Genomic DNA, 17,531 nt, shown 5'->3' with positions numbered 1-17,531 from the left:
CGTAGTGAGCGTGTCGATCTCTCGGGAAGACGTGTGAATACGGTCGTGCCGACTCGACGACGTCCCAGATTAGAATTGTTATTATTTGATGCTCGTGCGATTCCGGTTTGAACTTCGGGCGGGGTGGATTATGTGCGGTCGCATGCACGCGTCGCACATCATCCCGGTTCTCCGCGGCCTCGCCGCGGCCTCACTCCTCGCGTTCGCGGGCGCCGCGACGGCCAAGGAGGTGCCGATCGGGCCGCACGTGACGCGGAACGGCCTCGAGGTCGCCGCCGTCTATCTCCAGCCGATCGAGATGGATCCGCCCGGCATGATGCGCGAGGCCGCCAAGTCGGACATCCACCTCGAGACCGATATCCGCGCCGCCAAGGACAACCGCAACGGCTTCGCCGAGGGGGACTGGGTTCCGGCGCTCGACGTCCGGTTCGAGGCGGTGAAGCTCGACGGCGACAAGCCCACCGACCAGACGGTGTCGGGCATGCTGATGCCGATGGTGGCCAATGACGGGCCGCATTACGGCGACAACGTCAAGCTGTTCGGCCCCGGTCGTTACCGTCTCAAGGTCACCGTCGCGCCCCCGGGCAAGGACAGCCATTTCGGCCGCCACGTCGACAAGGAGACGGGTGTCGGCCCCTGGTTCGAGCCCTTCGAGATCACCCAGGACTTCACCTTCGCGGGCGTCGGCAAGAAGGGCGCCTACTGAGAGTGCTGGAGCTGACCGTGTCCCGCTTGCCGCGCTCCCTCGTCCGAGCCATCCCGCTGCTGCTGGTCGCCGCCGCGTCGGCCTCCGCGCCGGCGCGGGCCGACGACATGCCGGTCATCAAGGTGGAGATGCGCGACGGCGTGATCATCCCGACGGTGATCGAGGTTCCGGCCAACACCCGGTTCAAGCTCGAGATCTCGAATACCGGCCAGACGCCGGTGGAGTTCGAGAGCACGGAACTCCGGCGCGAGAAGGCGCTGGCCGCGGGCTCGACCTCGGCGATCGTGTTCCGCACCCTCGATGCCGGCACCTACCAGGTGTTCGACGATTTCCACCCGGAAGCGAAGGCGACCATGGTGGCCAAATGAGCGCGTCCACGACAGCGCCCGGCTCCCTGGCCCTGGCCGGCGTCACGCCGCGCCGGTCCGCGGTCGACGCGCGGCTCGCGCGGTTCGGCGACGTGCTGCGCCGGTACGGCTGGATCATCCGGTCCGTGCAGTGGCTGATCGTCGCCGTCTACGCGGTGCTGGTGATCGTCCCGGCCCTGCTGCCGCTGCCCGACAATGCCGCCCACATCTGGACCAACCTGACGCTGGCCGCCCAGTTCGCCTTCTGGGGGATCTGGTGGCCGTTCGTGCTGGTCAGCATGGTGCTGGTCGGGCGGGCCTGGTGCGGCGTGCTCTGCCCGGAGGGCGCGCTGAGCGAGTTCGCGAGCCGCTGGAGCCGCGGCTACGCCGTGCCGCGCTGGATCACCTGGCAGGGCTGGCCGTTCGTGGCCTTCGCGGGCACCACCGTCTACGGCCAGATGACCAGCGTCTACGGCTACCCGAAGCCGGTGCTCGCGGTGCTGGGCGGCTCGACGCTGGCGGCGATCGTGGTCGGCCTGCTGTACGGGCGCAACAAGCGGGTCTGGTGCCGCTACCTCTGCCCGGTCAACGGCGTCTTCGCGGTGCTGTCGAAGCTCGCGCCGGTGAGCTTCCAGGTCGACCGCGCCGCCTGGGCGGCCTCGCCCAAGCCGGTCGGCGGCACCGAGGCTTTCAACTGCGCGCCCCTCGTGCCGGTGAAGACCATGCGCGGCGCGGGCGCTTGCCACATGTGCGGGCGCTGCAGCGGCCATCGCGGCGCCGTGCACCTCGCCCTGCGCTCGCCCAACCACGAGATCGTCCACGTGGCCGGCGCGGAGCCGAGCCTCGACCAGACCATGCTGATCCTGTTCGGCATGCTGGCGCTGGCGGTGGGCGCCTTCCAGTGGTCCTCGAGCCCCTGGTACGTCGATGCCAAGCAGTGGGCGGCCACGTGGCTCATCGAGCGCGGAACGACGTGGCCGCTGGAGTACTCGGCGCCCTGGTTCGTGCTGACGAACTATCCCGACCGCAACGACGTCATGACGCTCCTCGACGGCGGGCTGCTGCTGGCCTACATCGGCGCCGCCACCGTCGTGCTCGGGCTCGCCCTGTCGGGGATCGTGGCGCTCGCGACCCTGAGCCTCGGGGGCTGGTCGCTCCGGCGCTTCCACCACCTGACCCAGACGCTGATCCCGGTGGCGGGCTGCGGCGTCTTCCTGGGCTTGTCGGCGCTCACCGTGACGTTCCTGCGCGGCGACGGCATCGTGATCCCCTACGTGGCGGAGATCCGCGCGGGCCTGCTGGCCGGCGCGAGCCTGTGGAGCGTCTGGCTGGCCTGGCGGGTGGCGGGTCTCGACGCCGGCGGCCTGCGCCGGGTGGCGGCCTCGGCCTGCATCGCCGGCGCGGCCGCCCTCTCGGTGGCCAACTGGGTGCTCCTGTTCTGGATCTGGTAGCGCGCGGTTCGCGCGCCTCGCGTCACACGACCTCACAACTTCTGGAGACCGCCATGATCGGCGCCTTCGTCATCGCCTTCCGCGAAGTCATCGAGGCGGGCCTCATCATCTCCATCGTGCTGGCGGCGACCCGCGGCATTCCGGGCCGGATGCGCTGGGTCCTGCTCGGCATCGTCGGCGGCCTCGCGGGCGCCGCGCTGGTGGCCCTGTTCGCCGAGAAGATCTCCGACGCCTTCGAGGGTAGCGGGCAGGACATCCTGAACGCCGCGGTCCTGATCGTCGCCGTGCTGCTGCTGATCTGGCACAACACCTGGATGAGCAAGCACGGCAAGGAGCTGGCCGGCGAGTTGCGCGCCGCCGGTGCGGCCGTGCGCTCGGGCGAGCGGGAGGCGGCGGCCCTGTCGATCGTGATCGGCGCCGCGATCCTGCGCGAGGGGGCCGAGCTGGTCCTGTTCCTCTACGGCCTCGTGGCCTCGGGCACCTCGGGCGCGGACATCCAGTTCGGGGCGGTCGCCGGCATCGGTGCGGGCGCGCTCCTCTCGGCCGTGACCTATCTCGGGCTCGCCTCGATCCCGAGCCGCTACGTCTTCTCGGTGACCAGTGTCCTGATCATCTTCCTCGCGGCCGGCCTCGCCGCGCAGGCGGCGCAGTTCCTGGCCAATGCCGGTGTGGTGGACGTCCTCGGCCACACCCTCTGGAACAGCTCCGCCGTGATCGCCGAGAATTCCTGGCCGGGCCGCGTCCTGCACGCGCTGGTCGGCTACACCGACCGGCCGACCGCCCTCCAGGGGCTGGTCTACATCGCCACCATCGCGGTCATGGTCGGCCTGATGCAGTGGAGCGCCACCGACAAGCGCCGCGCGGTGCGGGCGGCGTAGGGAACGTCAAGCGACCTCCGCCGCACCGACCGTCGGCGCGGCGGAGGAAACCGTGTGGCCGTCCTCAGCTCTGCGCAGTCCACTTGGTGGGATCGGCCGGTTTCTCCCGGTATATCGTGCCGGCGAAATCGACGTGCAGCTCCGTTGCCGCCCCGTCGGGTCGGCGACCCAGGACCTCGAAATGCTTCGGCTTGCGCCGGGGCGCGTCCATGACCGCCCAGCCCGCGGAGGCGACCGCCGCGAGAGCGCGCGCGGGATCGGCCGAGGCCTCCGCCCGCGCCTCCGCCCGTTTCGGCCCGTGTGGGTGGTGGGGCTTCTTGTGATGGATCTCCACAGGATCCCGGCCCTCCGCCGAGATCCGCGTGACCTTGATCTCGGAGGGACGGCGTTCGCCCTCGAGAGTCACCCGCAGCCCGTGCGCGATCGGGAAGGCGGCCACGCCTTTCGGGCCGAGGTCAGCGAGATGGGTCTCACCGTCGGCCTCGACGGTGAAGCGATGGGCGAAGACGTGCCCGACGGTGCCCGAGAAGGCGGTGGTGTCGTGAAGCGGCATGATTTTCTCCGTAGAGCGCCCAACCGCAGGCGCATTCGATATATCGAAATCGATCACGGAGCATTCAAGGCGACGCGTGACCAGCCCCGAGCGGACGGGCCGCCGGGCCGGTTCGGGAGGCTGCCTCTCAGGAACCCGTCGCGACCGCCCGGGCCGGGTCGGCGCCCCATTCCGACCAGGAGCCGTCGTAGAGGCCCCGGGCGGGGCGGCCCATGGTCTCCAGCGCCAGCGCGATGATCGCCGCGGTCACGCCGGAGCCGCAGGTGGTCACGATCGGCCGGTCCGGATCGACGCCGTTCTCGGCGAAGACGGCCTGCAGCTCCTCGGGGCTCTTCATCCGGCCGTCGCGCTGGAGGGCCGCGTAGTGCAGGTTGCGGGCGCCGGGCATGTGCCCCGGCCGGACACCGGGGCGGGGCTCCGGCTCCTCGCCGCGGAACCGCGTGCCCGAGCGGGCATCGACCACCTGCGCCGAGCCGGTCTCGAGGGCCCGGGCGACGTCGTCCGCGTCCGCCACGGCGCCGTGGTCGAGGCGAGCGGTGAAGTGCCGGCGCTCGTGCGGGCGCGGCTCGCCCTCCTCGGTCGGGTAGCCCGCCGCCACCCAGGCCGGCAGGCCGCCGTCCAGGACCAGCGCGTCGCGCACGCCGAAGGCCTTGAGCATCCACCAGACCCGCGGGGCCGAGAACAGCCCCTGTCCGTCGTAGACCACGATCTGCATGCCGTCGCCGATACCGAGCGCGCGCATCCGCGCCGCGAACACCTCGGGCCGCGGGAGCATGTGCGGCAGGTTCGACTCGGTGTCGCTCATGGCGTCGAGATCGAAGCGGCGGGCGCCGGGGATGTGGGCCGCGCGGAACTCGGCCTCGGGATCGCGGCCCGCGGCCGGGAGGTACCAGGAGGTGTCGAGCACGACGATGTCGGGGGCCGCGAGGCGGTCGTGCAGCCATTCGGGTGACACGAGGGGCGCTTGGGCCATGGTCGGCGGATCCGGCTCTGTTCGCGTTGCGGGCTCACAGAACCACAGGTCGCAGCGCGTTGCACGTCCGGGCCGCCGCGGGGCGGCGGCGTTCGAGCGGATTCGTCAGCCGCGCCGATGCCGGCCGATGCCAATCGAGCGCGCGTGGGAACACGGAGCTACGCATCCTGCACCGTGGTCCGATGCATCCAGCGCAGGCTGGTCTTGTTTTAAAGAGCCGTAACCCCAGTTACGACACCATGATGACGCCAATCGCGTCGGCCGTACGGCCGGCATCGTGTTGGCCGCCCCGGACGCTCCGCTCGCGGACGCGAAACGGGGCCGTCGCCTGAACGAGATGCGTTCAAACCTTCCCTGTCTGCCCGGGCGCCCGACCCACCGTGCAGGATGCTTATTGAGCCGATCGATACCATGAATCAACTCGTCCGCATGTCCCAGATCGGCGACGCCGAGACCGTCGAGGAGCCCTCGGCCGACCTGCGCGTGCCCTTCGCTCAGTCCGGCGCCTTCGTGTGCAAGTACATCATCGGTGAGCCGAACGACCGCGCCGTCTGCTGCGGCGCCCCCGTGTCCGACGGCAAGAGCTGGTGCGCCTATCACCGCCGCATCGTGTTCGAGCCGACCCGCCCCGGCCGCATCCGCTGAGGCCGGTCCTGCCGTATCCCCTGTCGTATCCCCTGGACCATGCCGGCCGTCACTGCGTCCGCATGATCTGGATGACCGCCGGGGTGATGATGACCACGAACAGCACGGGCAGGAAGAACAGGATCATCGGGACGGTGAGCTTCGGCGGAAGCCCGGCCGCCTTCTTCTCGGCCTCGTTCATGCGCATGTCGCGGCTCTCCTGGCTCAGCACGCGCAGCGCCTGACCCACCGGCGTGCCGTAACGCTCAGCCTGGATCAGCGCCGTGGCCACGGATTTCACCGGCTCGAGCCCGGTGCGCATCACGAGGTTCTCGTAGGCCTGGCGCCGGTCGGGCAGGAACGACATCTCGGCGGTCATCAGCGCGAGTTCCTCGGCCAGCACGACCGAGGACGTGGCGATCTCGGTGCTCACCTTCCGGAACGCGTTCTCGATCGCCATGCCGGATTCCACGCAGATCAGCGTGAGGTCGAGGGCGTCGGGCCACGCCTTGCGGATCTCGGTCTGGCGCTTCTTGGCGGTATTTACCAGGAACAGCTCCGGCGCCTTGATGCCCATGTAGGCCGCGCCGATCACTAGCCCGAACCGCATGAGGTACGAGGCGTCGAGCACCTCCAGCACGAACAGGTAGAACAGGGCCGCGATCACCGCGACCACCGGCACGACGAGGCGGAAGAACAGGAACGCCGTCTCCGCCCCCTGGCCGCGATAGCCCGCCTGCATCAGCTTGCGCTTGGCGGTGTCCGTGCCGAGCCAGCGGCGCAGCTGGTACCGCTCGACGATGGACTTCATGTAGGCCTTCGGCTCCGTGCGCAGCGTCGCCCGGTTGCCGGTCCGCTCCGCGCTCAGCCGCTCGCGCCGCCGGATCTGCTCTCGCTCGTCGCTGACGAGCTTCATCCGCTTGCCGAGCCGGTCGGTCTCCAGGAAGGGCTGCGCCACCGCGTAGGCGGTCGCGGCCGCCGCGACGGCGGCCAGGACCGTGCCCATGAAGCGCGGATCGAACAGCTTCTCGGCGATGGCGTCGATCATCGGGCGGGATCCGGAAGACGGCGCACCGCGCCTAGAACTCGAAGGCGATCATCTTCTTGATCGTGAAGATGCCGATGGACATCCAGATCGCCGCGCCGACCAGGGCGATCTTGCCCGTATCGGTGGTCCAGAGCAGCGAGATGTAGTCGGGGCTGGTGAGGGCGGTGATGCCCGCCACCGCGAAGGGCAGGCAGGCGATGATCGAGGCCGAGGCCTTGGCCTCCATGCTCATCGCCTGGACCTTGCCGCGCATCTTGGCGCGGTCGCGCAGCACCGTGGACAGGTTGTTCAGCGCCTCGGAGAGGTTGCCGCCCGATTGCTGCTGGATGTTGATCACGATGGCGAAGAAGTTCACCTCGGCGGTGGGCACCCGCTCGAACAGGCGGGTGCAGGCCTCGCCGAGGGACAGGCCCATCGCCTGGGTCTCGACCACGGTCCGGAACTCGCTGCGCACCGGCTCCTCGGCCTCGCGCGAGACCATGCGGAAGCAGTCGCCCACCGGGATGCCGGTGCGGATGCCGCGGACCACCACGTCGACGGCGTTGGGCAGCTCCTTGTTGAATTTCGCGATGCGCTTGAGCCGCAGGTGGCGCAGCAGATAGGCCGGGAGGCCGAAGCCGCCCGCGAAGGCGGCGCCGAGCGCCGCCAGGGCGTTGTCGGTGATGACGAAGAGCAGGAGGCCGAAGACGACGCCGCTCAGGGCCGACATCCCGTAGAAGGTCTGCTTCGTCCATCCGAGGCCCGCGCGGGCGAGCTTCAGCTCGACGCTGGCCTTCGAGGCGCCCTTGGCCTTCGCCTCGATCTCGCTCAGCGTCTTGGCGACCTGCTCGCGTCGGTTGACCGCCACGCCCCGGGTCGCCGCTCCCGAGGCCGAGACGCTGATCGACTTCAGGCGCTTGTTGGCCCGGCGCTCGCCGCCGAGCAGGGGCAGGACCGCCACGTAGGCGACGGCGGCGACCGCGATGCCGACGAGGCCGGCGGCGATCGGCAGGTTGGAGGCGTCCGCCATCGGCTCAGTTCCGGTCGATGACCTCGGCAGCGTCGAGCGCCTCGCCGAGTCGCTGTTCCAGGCCGTAGTAGCGGGCGCGCTCCCAGAATTTCGGCCGGCCGACGCCGGTCGAGCGGTGGCGCCCGATCAGCTTGCCGTTCGCGTCCTCGCCGACGATGTCGTAGAGGAACACGTCCTGCGTGGTGATGACGTCGCCCTCCATGCCGAGAACCTCGGTGATGTGGGTGATGCGCCGGGAGCCGTCGCGCAGGCGCATGGCCTGGATCACGACGTCGATCGAGCCGCAGATCATCTCGCGCAGGGTCCGCGAGGGCAGCGAGAAGCCGCCCATCGAGATCATCGACTCGATACGCGACAGGCACTCGCGCGGGCTGTTGGCGTGGAGCGTGCCCATCGAGCCGTCGTGGCCGGTGTTCATCGCCTGGAGCAGGTCGAAGGCCTCCGGTCCGCGCACCTCACCGACGATGATCCGCTCGGGACGCATGCGCAGGCAGTTCTTCACGAGGTCGCGCATGGTGACCTGGCCCTGGCCCTCCATGTTGGGCGGCCGCGTCTCCAGGCGCACCACGTGGGGCTGCTGGAGCTGCAGCTCGGCCGCGTCCTCGCAGGTGATGACCCGCTCGTCGTGCTCGATGAAGGCCGTGAGGCAGTTGAGCAGCGTCGTCTTGCCCGAGCCGGTGCCGCCCGAGATGACCACGTTGCAGCGCGACTGGCCGATGATCTTCAGGACCTCGGCGCCCTCGGGCGAGATCGCCCCGAAGCGCACGAGCTGCTCCAGGGTCAGCTTGTCCTTCTTGAACTTGCGGATGGTGAGCGCCGGGCCGTCGATCGCCAGGGGCGGCGCGATGACGTTGACGCGGGATCCGTCCGGCAGGCGCGCGTCGCAGATCGGCGAGGCGTCGTCGACGCGGCGCCCGACCTGGCTGACGATCCGCTGACAGATGTTCATCAGCTGCTGGTTGTCGCGGAACCGCACACTGGTCAGCTGGATCTTGCCCCCGACCTCGATGAAGGTCCGGTGGGCGCCGTTGACCATGATGTCGGCGATATCGTCGCGGGCGAGCAGCGGCTCCAGGGGACCGTAGCCCAGCACGTCGTTGCAGATGTCGTCGAGCAGCTCCTCCTGCTCGGAGATCGACAGGACGATGTTCTTGAGCCCGATGATCTCCGTGACGATGTCGCGGATCTCCTCGCGCGCGGTCTCGGCGTCGAGGCGCGAGAGCTGCGTCAGGTCGATCGCCTCGATCAGGGCGCCGAAGATCAGGCTCTTCGTGCGGTAGTAATCCTCCGAGCGCGCGGTCTCGACGACGACCGGGGCCGCCGGTGCCGGGCGCGAGGCCGCCGCCGGCGCGTCGCGCAGCACAGGCGTGGCCGGCGCCGGGATCCGCGCCTGCGGGATCGGCGGGGGCGCCGCCGACGCGCCGCCGGATTGACGCCTACCGAACATGGGTCAGATCCCCGACGCTGACCCGCGGCGCCTGCCGGGCGAAGGATCGCGTCCCCATCAGGATGCCTTGCGGCCGGAAAGCTTGGCGAGCAGCGGCTCCAGCAGGCTCGGACGGCCGCGCCGGCTCTCGGGGCGCCCGAGGGTCATGGCCGCCAGATCGTTGAACAGCTCCGCCACCTTCGAGCCCGCCTGGATCTCGGCGATCATCTGGCCATTGTTGGCCGCCGTGCCGAACAGGGTCGGCTCGAACGGGATCGTCAGGGCGACCGGAGCCTCCAGGGCCTTGGCGAACTCGGCGGTGCCGATCTCGGGCCGCTTGGGCACGCCGACGCCGTTCAGCACGATGCGGGGCGGCTGGTCGTTCGGGCGGCCGTGCTTCAGCGCGCCGAGGAGGTTCTTGGCGTTGCGCAGGCAGGCGAGGTCGGGCCCGGCCACGATCAGGATCTCGTCGGCCGCCGTGAGAACCCGCTTCGACCACGCGTTCCACTGGTGCGGGATGTCCAGGACCACGCAGGGCACGCTCGCCCGCATGTGCTCGATCAGAGTGTCGAAGGCCGGCTCGGACAGGTCGATGGTCCGGTCCAGGCTGGCCGGGGCCGAGAGCAGGCTCAGGTTGTCGCTGCACTTGGACAGCAGCCGCTCGACCAGGGCGGAATCCAGGCGCTCGGGCGCGAACACCGCCTCGGCGATGCCCTGGGGCGGATCCTGGTTGAAGTTGAGCGAGGCGGTGCCGAAGGCGATGTCGAGATCGGCGATCACCGTCTGGACGCCCTGACTCCGGGCCACGGACCACGCGAAATTGTGCGCCACGGTCGAGGCGCCGATGCCGCCCTTGACGCCGTAGACCGCCACGGTCCGTCCCACAGGCTTCACGCCCGGGGCCGTGAACAGGTCGGAGATCGCCGCGATGAGCGTCAGGGGCTCGACCGGCGCCATCAGATAGTCGGACACCCCGCGCTGGATCAGCTGCCGGTAGAGCATCACGTCATTGACGTGGCCGATCACCAGGACGCGGGTGCCCTCGTCGCAGACCTCGGCCAGGGCGTCGAGGCACTCGATCGGCTTCGAGCGCGCGCCCTGGACCTCGATGAGGATGACGTTGGGCGTCGGCGCGTGCCGGTAGGCCTCGATCGCGGCGGCCCCGCCGCCCATCCGCACCTTGACCTGCGCCTTCTGCATGCGCCGGTCGAGGGCCGCGCCCTCGATCATCGCCGCGGTCTCGCCGGTCTCGCAGAATGCCTGGATGGTGATCCGGGGCACCGGGGCGATCGTGCGCTCGGTCGTCTCGGACAGCTCTGCCATGACGGCGCTTTCGGGTTCGCGTGCGGGGCGCGGCGTTGCGGTCGGCGGCGGGGCTGCCCATCCCCGACGCCGGCTGTCTCAGTTCGTGACCTGGGACTTCACGGCGGTCTGCCCATCTTGCCGCCATGTGGTTGACGGATCCTTGCCATCCCGCAACTGGCCAATGTCCCGGACCCGCTTGACCGTGTCGATGCGGCCCTCGGGCCGGCCGCGCACGAGGTCGACCGGGTCGGCGACCTGGGCGGCTACGTTGGACTGCGTGGCGCAGCCCAGGTTCCAGCTCGGCCGGTTGTTGTAGTCGATCGCGAAATTGCTGGTCCCGAGGTCCTGGGGCCAGAGGCCGCAGGCGTCGGCCACCTTGGCCTGCATGCGCTGGAAGCTCAGACGGATCGGCGAGGCGAGGGTCGGCGCGGCCACCGCGTAGCCGGTGACGGTGATCTCGCGGCCGTTGACGCCGTTCTGCGTGCCGAGCCGGCCCAGCACCGACGCGGTCCGCTCCACGGCGACGATCTGGTCGGCCGGGACGCCCTGGGGCACCTGCATCAGCAGGCTTCCGCGGCCGTAGCGCCGGTATTCCAGCATGAAGGCGTCGACATCGGTCGCCTGGCGCGGGTCCAGATGACCCGTGCCGGTGGGGAACACGTCGAGGCTGCGGGTCCCGTCGGTCAGCACGATCGGGTGGCGCGCGCGGTAATCCGTTATGTCGATGCCGCCGGTCGTGGCGGGATCGCTCTTGCAGGCCGCCGCGAGGGTGCCCAGCGCGCAGGCGGCGAGCACGCTCGCGGCGCGGCGGGGCAGGGCGGGCGTGTGACGTCCGGTCATGGGTCCGATCCTGGGGGCGCGGCGGGGCTGCGGGGCGCTACTCGACGATGAAGCCGACGCGGCCGCGGTAGGCGCGGCCGAGCGGCGCCGCGGCGGTCGCGCCGGGCGGGGCGACCTTGCCGTAGATGCGGTTGATCTGGCCGAGCAGCACCGTCTGCCCGTCGCTGGCGTCGACGAAGTTGTCGTCGGGCCGGCTGACCTGCTTCGGCTCCATCGGCCGGGCGATGTAGGGCGTGCACATGATCATCAGCTCGGTCTCCTGGCGCTGGTAATCGCGGGAGCGGAACAGCGCGCCGAGGATCGGGAGGTTGATCAGGCCGGGCAGGCCGGCGATCGCCTGCTTGTTGAACTGCTGGAGCAGGCCGGCGGTCATCATCACGCCGCCGGAGGGCAGCTCGACGGTGGTCTCTGAGCGGCGCACCCGGGTGCCCGGCACCGCGACCGAGGTGTTGCCGATGACGTAGCTGAAGCTCTGTTGGGTATCGATCTCGGTCACGTCCGTGGCGACGCGGATCGAGATCCGGTTGTCGGCCAGCACCGTCGGGGTGAACGACAGGGCGACGCCGTAGGGCTTGTAGGTGATGCCGGGCGAGCAGACGCCGCCGACCGCGCAGGTCGCCGAGGCCGGGACCGCGAACTCGCCGCCGGCCAGGAACTTGGCGGCCTCGCCCGAGATGGCGGTCAGCGTCGGCTCGGCCAGGATGCGCGAGACGCCGGCCTGCTCGAACGCCTTCAGGGTCGCCTGGAGCGAGAAGCCGCCCCCCTGCACGGAGGCCTGGATCAGGTTTCCGCTCGGCGTGTTCGTGTTGATCGGGAAGGGCAGGTTGTTGGTGATCACGTTCGGGTTCATCGCCGGAACCTGCGTGGCCGCCGCGGTCCCGCCGTTCACGAGCGTCTGCCCCAGGTTCCCGACCGGGTTCAGCGCCGCCCAGTTGCCGGTCATGTTGATGCCGAACTGCTTCACGACGTTGCGGGACACTTCGACCACGGTGACGCGGAGCATCACCTGATCCTTGTTGCGGATCGTGAGATTGTTGATCACCGCGCCCCGCGACCCGGCGGCGACACCGCCGCTGGCCGCCCCGGCCGGCCCGGCGGCCCCGCCGCCGCCCAGGCCCACGAAGGCGTTGGCGATGTCGATCGCCTGCTGCGCGTCCGACGAGGAGTTGACCGCCCCCGACAGGAGCACCGAGGCACCCGAGGAGCGCACGTCGAAGCGCCCGCCCGGGATGCTCTGGCTGAGCAGCTCGCGCAGGGTCCCGAGGTTGAGGTCCCGCGCCACCGTCACGTCGAGGGCGGCGATCTGGCGGCCCTCGGCATCCATGATGAAGATCGAGGTCGCGCCGTCGGCCATGCCGATCACGAAGACCTTGCGGGTCGAGCGCACCACCGCGTTGGCCACCGCGGGGTTGGCCACGAACACCTCCTTGGCGTCCCGCGGCAGATCGACGATGACGGAGCGGCCGGCGGTCAGCTCGACCCGCCGGGTGGTGTTGGCTTCCGCGGCCCCGACCGTCAGGACCGGTGCGGGACCGAAGGTCTGGCGGTCCTGGGCGGAGGCCGGCCCGCTCAGGGCGGCCAACAGGGCGAGGGCGCCGGCCGAGCGGCGGCGCGGGCCGCGGTCGGAGCGCCGCGGCGGGCGGGCGTCGGGCAGCGAAGCGGGCGGAGGAGCGATCATGGCGGTCACGGCGTCTGCTGCCGCGCGACGCCGAAGCGCACCACGGTCAGGGCGGGTTCGGGCATCTGCGCGGCGGACGCGTCGGCCAGCGGCGTGGCTTCGGGCGGCCGCCCGGCATCGGCGAGGCTGCGCAGGGAGAGGGTCAGGGCGCCGACCTTCTGGGCGAGGGCCAGGGTCTCGGCCTGCGCGGGCGTGACGGCCAGCGTCGCGGTCTCGCCGGTGACGACGTTGGTGCCGTTCTTCTCCTGGACCAGCTGACCGATCGCCAGGACGCGGATGTCGGTCAGGATCGTCTGGGAGAGCTGCACGTCGCTGTTGTTGGCCCGCGAATTGGACTCGTCGCGGAAGGTGCGGATCACGTCGACGCGGTCGTTCGGCAGGATGAAGCCGCCGGCCGAGTTGGTGCCGCGGCTGTCGGTGACGATGGCGACCGCGCGCATGCCGGGCGGCAGGATCGCCGCCATGAAGCCGCTCTCCGGGCGCACCAGCTTCTGGGCGCGGATCGGCTCGCCCGTCAGGAAGCCCGAGCGCACGGACGCGCCCACGGTCTCCTCGAGGGCCTTGGGGTTGATCTTGCGGGTCATGTAGCCGTTGGCCACGGCGCCGTCCGGCCAGGGCTGCCAGCGCAGGTCCGCGGCCCGGAGCACCTGGCCCATGGGCATGTCGATGGCGGCCACGAGCACGTCGGTCGTCGGCTGCGGCGGCGCCTCGGCCGCCGGCGGCGGTGGCGGCGGTGGCGGGTCGCCGCCGCTCATCAGGAAGGCCGCCCCGGTCCCCGCCGCGAGGGCGATACCGAGGACGGCGAAACGGGCTGGGTTCATCGCATCGCCACGCGCCGGAGACGGCCGGATTGCCGTCCATGACCGGAACCTGCGCGGGGATTCGTGTAATTATGGTTAAGGTATTATAACCTCTGCCGTTGTCGCCGGTCCGGAAACGGGGCGACCGGAACCGCGTCACAATCCGCGGAATCCTTCAGCCTCCGCTCGACCTCGGCCGTGGCGCAGCGCCGGGTCGTCCCCTATCGTGCCGCCGGAACCGCCTCAGAAGCGGGCACTCGGGCGAACCGGGGGGAGACATGATCAGGACAATCGGCGGCGCGGTGCTGGCGACCGCCCTCGCGGGGACCGCGCTCGGCTCCGCCCCGGCGGCCGCGCAGGGAAGCTTCTCGGACAACGCGATACGGATCGGCATCCTCAACGACCAGTCCGGCCTCTACGCCGAGTACGGCGGCCAGGGCTCGGTCGAGGCCGCCCGCATGGCGGTGGAGGACATGGGCGGCAAGATCGGCAGCGTGCCGATCGAGATCCTCACGGCCGACCATCAGAACAAGCCCGACATCGCCTCGGCGATCGCCCGGCAATGGTACGACCGCGACGGGGTCGACGCGATCATGGAGCTGACCACCTCCTCGGTGGCGCTGGCGGTCCAGGGCCTGTCCAAGGAGAAGAAGAAGATCACCATCACCACCGGGGCGGCGACCAGCGACCTCACCGGCAAGGCCTGCACGCCGTACGGCTACCACTGGGCGTTCGACACGCGGGCGCTGGCGGTGGGCACTGGCGGCGCGCTGACCCGGGCGGGCGGCAACACGTGGTTCTTCCTCACCGCCGACTACGCCTTCGGCTCGGCGCTGGAGGCCGACACCAGCAAGGTGGTGATCGCCAACGGCGGCAAGGTGCTGGGCAGCGTCCGGCACCCGCTCTCGAACCAGGACTTCTCGTCCTTCCTGCTCCAGGCGCAGGGCTCGAAGGCCAAGGTGATCGGGCTCGCCAATGCCGGCCTCGACACCTCGAACGCGATCAAGCAGGCGGCCGAGTACGGCATCGTCGAGGGCGGGCAGAAGCTCGCGGCCCTGCTGTTCACCCTCTCGGAGGTGCACGGGCTCGGACTCAAGGTCGCCCAGGGCCTGACGCTCACCGAGGGCTGGTACTGGGACGCCAACGACGAGACCCGCGCCTTCGGCCAGCGCTACATGAAGCGCACCGGCCGGATGCCCAACATGATCCAGGCCGGCACCTACTCGGCGGTCCTGTCCTACCTGAAGGCCGTCAAGGCGGCCGGCACCGACGAGACCGACGCGGTCAACGCCAAGCTCAAGGAACTGCCGGTGGACGACGTCTTCGCCCATGGCGGGATCGTGCAGCCGAACGGCCGCATGGTCCACGACATGTACCTGTTCGAGGTGAAGAAGCCGGCCGAGTCGAAGGGTCCGTGGGACCTCTACAAGCTGATCTCGACCATCCCCGGCAAGGAGGCCTTCGCCACCCCGGCCGAGAGCGGCTGCCCGCTGACGGCGGCGAAGTAGGGACGAGGGAGGGGCGCAGATGCCCCTCCGTCATCGCGAGCGCAGCGAGGCGACTGAGCGCTACGCGGCCTCGGAGAGCGTGGCGCTGCTCAGGCGTCTCGCTCCGCTCGCGGAGACGACGGCGCTCGCGGGCCGCCGATAGGACGCCGTCGTCAGCCCGCCCAGACGCGCCGGTACAGCGCCACGATCTCGTCGGCGGTGGGCTCCACCGGGTTGTTGGCCGGGGAGCCGGAGGCCAGCGCCTGGGCCGCCATGGTGGGCAGCAGCGCCTCCCAGCGGGCCGGGTCGATCCCGTATTCCCGCGGCCCCGGCACGTCGAGGTCGTCGTTCAGTGCCTCGAGCTCGGCCACCAGGGCCGACACCGCCGAGCGATCGTCGGTGTCGGGGCCGGCGATCTTCATGGCGCGGGCACAGGCGGCGTACCGGTCGACGGCGGCCGGGGCCGAGAAGGCCGTCACCGCCGGCAGCAGCATCGCGTTCGAGAGCCCGTGCGCCACGTGGAAATGCGCGCCGATCGGCCGGCTCATGCCGTGGACCAGCGCCACCGAGGCGTTCGAGAACGCGATGCCCGCCTGGGTGGCGCCGAGCATCATCGCCTCGCGCGCCGCCCGGTCGCCGGGATCGGTCCAGACCCGGCGCAGGTTCGGGGCGATCAGCCGCATCGCCTGCAGCGCCAGCCCGTCCGAGAACAGGTTCGACTTGCGCGAGACGTAGGCCTCGATCGCGTGGGTCAGGGCGTCGATGCCGGTGTCCGCCGTGAGCCGCTTCGGCTTGGTGAGCGTCAGCTCGTAATCGACCAGGGCCGCGACCGGCAGGTAGGCGAGGCCGATGCAGAGCATCTTCTCGTCCGAGGCCTCGTCGGTCACGATGGTGAAGCGGGTCGCCTCCGAGCCGGTGCCGGCGGTGGTCGGGATCGCCACGATCGGCAGGCCGGACTCGTCCTGCTGGCGGGGCGCCTTGTAGTCGCGCATGTGGCCGCCGTGGCGGGCGAGCACCGCCACCGCCTTGGCGGTGTCCATCGGGCTGCCGCCGCCGAAGCCGACCACGCAGTCGAAGTCGCCCGCCTGGAGGGCCGCCAGCGCCGCCTCCACGGAGGCGACGGTCGGGTCCGGCACGGTCTCGGAGAAGATCGTGGCACGCGCGCCCGCCGCGGTGAGCCGCTCGAGCAGCGTGTCGGTGCGGCCGCTGCCGGCGAGGTAGGGGTCGGTGACCACGAAGGGGCGCGACAGGCCGAGCTGGCCGAGCACCTCCGGCAGGAGCCGCGAGGCGCCGGCGCCGACGCGCATCAGCCGGGGCAGGGCGATCGAGGCGACCATTCTGTTGCTTCTCCCTCCCGGCGCCTCTGCTGGTCCGCCGGGACGGCGATCTTAGGACCTGCGCGCGCCGGGCGAAACTGCCGGCGCTTACACTGCCGGCCCGGCGAACAGCGCGGCGGCGGCCTCCACCTCGCCCGCGATGAAGCCCGCCACCGCGCGGATATGGGCCGCCTTCCGGTGATCCTCGTGGATGTGCATGTGGAACGAGCGTGTCAGGGCTACCGCCCCGGGCAGCACCGGCACGAGACCCGGATGGGCCGCCGCGATGAAGGCCGGCAGGACGCAGAGGCCCGCGCCGCCGAGCGTCGCGTGGACCTGGGCCAGGAGGTTGGTGGAGCGCAGCCGCGCGGAGACCGGCGGCCCCAGGGCGCCGAGATAGTTCAGCTCGCGCGTGAACAGCATGTCCTCGATGTAGCCGACGAAGGGATGCCCCGAGAGGTCCCCGACCTCCGCGATCGGCGCGGCCCCCGCGAGGTAGGATTCGGCCGCGTAGACGAGCAGCCGGTAATCGGTCAGCCGGCGCGCCACCACCCGCGCCTGCTGCGGGCCCGAGAGGCTGATGACGATGTCGGCCTCGCGCTTCGACAGGCTGAAGATCCGGGCGGTCGCCATGATCTCGACCTCCAGCCCCGGGTGGCGGGCGGTGAGCCGGTGCATCCGGGGTGCGAGGAACACGCTGCCGAACCCGTCCGGCGCGCCGATCCGGACCGTGCCGGAGACCGTCTGGGCGGCCTCCGTGGCGGCGCTCGCCGACAGGAACGCGCTCTCCATGGCCTCCGCGACGCCCAGCAGGTTCGCGCCGTCCTCGGTGAGCGCGTAGCCGAGGTTGCTGCGGTGGAACAGCCGGGCGCCGAGCCCTTCCTCCAGGGCACGGATCCGGCGCCCGACCGTGGTGTGCTCGGTGCCGGTGCGGGCCCCGGCAGCGCTCAGCGTTCCCGTCCGCGCCACCGCGAGGAAGAAGCGGAGGTCGTCCCAGTTGGGCCCCGTCCTGGCCATGGCCGCACCCTCGCTGTGCATCGATGCACGACGACTGTAAGCGCATCCGGCTTTATCGCTCAAGCGATCCTGA

At 70.8% G+C, this 17,531-nt stretch carries 18 protein-coding genes; 7 read left to right on the top strand and 11 right to left on the bottom strand.

Features of this window, described 5'->3' with window-relative positions:
• Positions 1 to 142: 142 nt before the first annotated feature.
• From J3A75_RS25410 to J3A75_RS25395, 4 genes are read left to right on the top strand one after another with little or no spacing between them, the layout of a single operon-like run.
• The gene (locus tag J3A75_RS25410; RefSeq protein WP_041372370.1) at positions 143 to 706 is read left to right on the top strand and encodes an iron transporter; all 564 of its coding nucleotides are present in this window, start codon (positions 143 to 145) and stop codon (positions 704 to 706) included.
• Between the two features lie 17 nt (positions 707 to 723).
• Positions 724 to 1,074: a cupredoxin domain-containing protein gene (locus J3A75_RS25405; protein WP_071000725.1), complete on the top strand. Its 351-nt coding sequence runs from the start codon at positions 724 to 726 to the stop codon at positions 1,072 to 1,074.
• Positions 1,071 to 2,504 carry a 4Fe-4S binding protein gene (locus tag J3A75_RS25400; RefSeq protein ID WP_071000023.1) on the top strand — a complete coding sequence of 478 codons (1,434 nt, stop codon included), beginning with the start codon at positions 1,071 to 1,073 and terminating at the stop codon, positions 2,502 to 2,504. The genes J3A75_RS25405 and J3A75_RS25400 overlap by 4 nt, the downstream gene beginning before the upstream one ends.
• 53 nt (positions 2,505 to 2,557) lie before the next feature.
• Complete coding sequence (locus tag J3A75_RS25395) at positions 2,558 to 3,382, top strand: FTR1 family protein (protein WP_043074292.1); 825 nt, start codon at positions 2,558 to 2,560, stop codon at positions 3,380 to 3,382.
• 64 nt (positions 3,383 to 3,446) lie between these two features.
• Here J3A75_RS25395 and J3A75_RS25390 read toward each other — a convergent pair whose 3' ends face one another.
• On the bottom strand, positions 3,447 to 3,935 hold the full coding sequence (locus J3A75_RS25390) for a hypothetical protein (protein WP_043074291.1): 489 nt from the start codon (positions 3,933 to 3,935) through the stop codon (positions 3,447 to 3,449).
• Between the two features lie 127 nt (positions 3,936 to 4,062).
• Positions 4,063 to 4,908: a 3-mercaptopyruvate sulfurtransferase gene (sseA, locus tag J3A75_RS25385; RefSeq protein WP_024829120.1), complete on the bottom strand. Its 846-nt coding sequence runs from the start codon at positions 4,906 to 4,908 to the stop codon at positions 4,063 to 4,065.
• A 411-nt stretch (positions 4,909 to 5,319) separates the two neighbouring features.
• On the opposite strand from sseA, the gene J3A75_RS25380 reads away from it, so the two are divergent.
• Complete coding sequence (locus tag J3A75_RS25380) at positions 5,320 to 5,553, top strand: GcrA family cell cycle regulator (protein ID WP_020095642.1); 234 nt, start codon at positions 5,320 to 5,322, stop codon at positions 5,551 to 5,553.
• A 49-nt stretch (positions 5,554 to 5,602) separates the two neighbouring features.
• Here J3A75_RS25380 and J3A75_RS25375 read toward each other — a convergent pair whose 3' ends face one another.
• From J3A75_RS25375 to cpaB, 7 genes are all read right to left on the bottom strand, one after another.
• A complete protein-coding gene (locus J3A75_RS25375; protein WP_012320729.1) occupies positions 5,603 to 6,580 on the bottom strand; it encodes a type II secretion system F family protein in 978 nt (325 codons plus the stop codon).
• A 31-nt stretch (positions 6,581 to 6,611) separates the two neighbouring features.
• A complete protein-coding gene (locus J3A75_RS25370; protein ID WP_012320728.1) occupies positions 6,612 to 7,589 on the bottom strand; it encodes a type II secretion system F family protein in 978 nt (325 codons plus the stop codon).
• A 4-nt stretch (positions 7,590 to 7,593) separates the two neighbouring features.
• Positions 7,594 to 9,036 carry a CpaF family protein gene (locus J3A75_RS25365; RefSeq protein WP_012320727.1) on the bottom strand — a complete coding sequence of 481 codons (1,443 nt, stop codon included), beginning with the start codon at positions 9,034 to 9,036 and terminating at the stop codon, positions 7,594 to 7,596.
• A gap of 57 nt (positions 9,037 to 9,093) precedes the next feature.
• Positions 9,094 to 10,338 (bottom strand): CpaE family protein, encoded by a 1,245-nt coding sequence (locus J3A75_RS25360; RefSeq protein WP_012320726.1) that lies wholly within the window; start codon positions 10,336 to 10,338, stop codon positions 9,094 to 9,096.
• Between the two features lie 78 nt (positions 10,339 to 10,416).
• Complete coding sequence (locus J3A75_RS25355) at positions 10,417 to 11,160, bottom strand: CpaD family pilus assembly protein (RefSeq protein ID WP_029359322.1); 744 nt, start codon at positions 11,158 to 11,160, stop codon at positions 10,417 to 10,419.
• Between the two features lie 37 nt (positions 11,161 to 11,197).
• Complete coding sequence (locus J3A75_RS25350; protein ID WP_029359323.1) at positions 11,198 to 12,838, bottom strand: type II and III secretion system protein family protein; 1,641 nt, start codon at positions 12,836 to 12,838, stop codon at positions 11,198 to 11,200.
• A 5-nt stretch (positions 12,839 to 12,843) separates the two neighbouring features.
• Positions 12,844 to 13,659, bottom strand: coding sequence for a Flp pilus assembly protein CpaB (gene cpaB, locus J3A75_RS25345; protein WP_024829123.1), 816 nt, complete (start codon positions 13,657 to 13,659; stop codon positions 12,844 to 12,846).
• Between the two features lie 281 nt (positions 13,660 to 13,940).
• Between cpaB and J3A75_RS25340 the strand changes: the two genes are divergently transcribed.
• A complete protein-coding gene (locus J3A75_RS25340; protein WP_085985359.1) occupies positions 13,941 to 15,146 on the top strand; it encodes an ABC transporter substrate-binding protein in 1,206 nt (401 codons plus the stop codon).
• A gap of 19 nt (positions 15,147 to 15,165) precedes the next feature.
• Positions 15,166 to 15,288 carry a hypothetical protein gene (locus J3A75_RS37095; protein ID WP_012320721.1) on the top strand — a complete coding sequence of 41 codons (123 nt, stop codon included), beginning with the start codon at positions 15,166 to 15,168 and terminating at the stop codon, positions 15,286 to 15,288.
• Positions 15,289 to 15,298: 10 nt separating this feature from the next.
• Here J3A75_RS37095 and J3A75_RS25335 read toward each other — a convergent pair whose 3' ends face one another.
• A complete protein-coding gene (locus J3A75_RS25335; protein WP_012320720.1) occupies positions 15,299 to 16,462 on the bottom strand; it encodes an iron-containing alcohol dehydrogenase in 1,164 nt (387 codons plus the stop codon).
• A gap of 87 nt (positions 16,463 to 16,549) precedes the next feature.
• Positions 16,550 to 17,458 carry a LysR family transcriptional regulator gene (locus tag J3A75_RS25330; protein ID WP_053621447.1) on the bottom strand — a complete coding sequence of 303 codons (909 nt, stop codon included), beginning with the start codon at positions 17,456 to 17,458 and terminating at the stop codon, positions 16,550 to 16,552.
• Between the last annotated feature and the right edge of the window lie 73 nt (positions 17,459 to 17,531).

Origin of the sequence: Methylobacterium sp. PvP105, from assembly GCF_017876975.1 — a bacterium.
GTDB lineage: Bacteria > Pseudomonadota > Alphaproteobacteria > Rhizobiales > Beijerinckiaceae > Methylobacterium > Methylobacterium radiotolerans.
The sequence above is the reverse complement of the archived record's forward strand: the minus strand, read 5'-3'. Positions and strand labels throughout refer to the sequence as shown.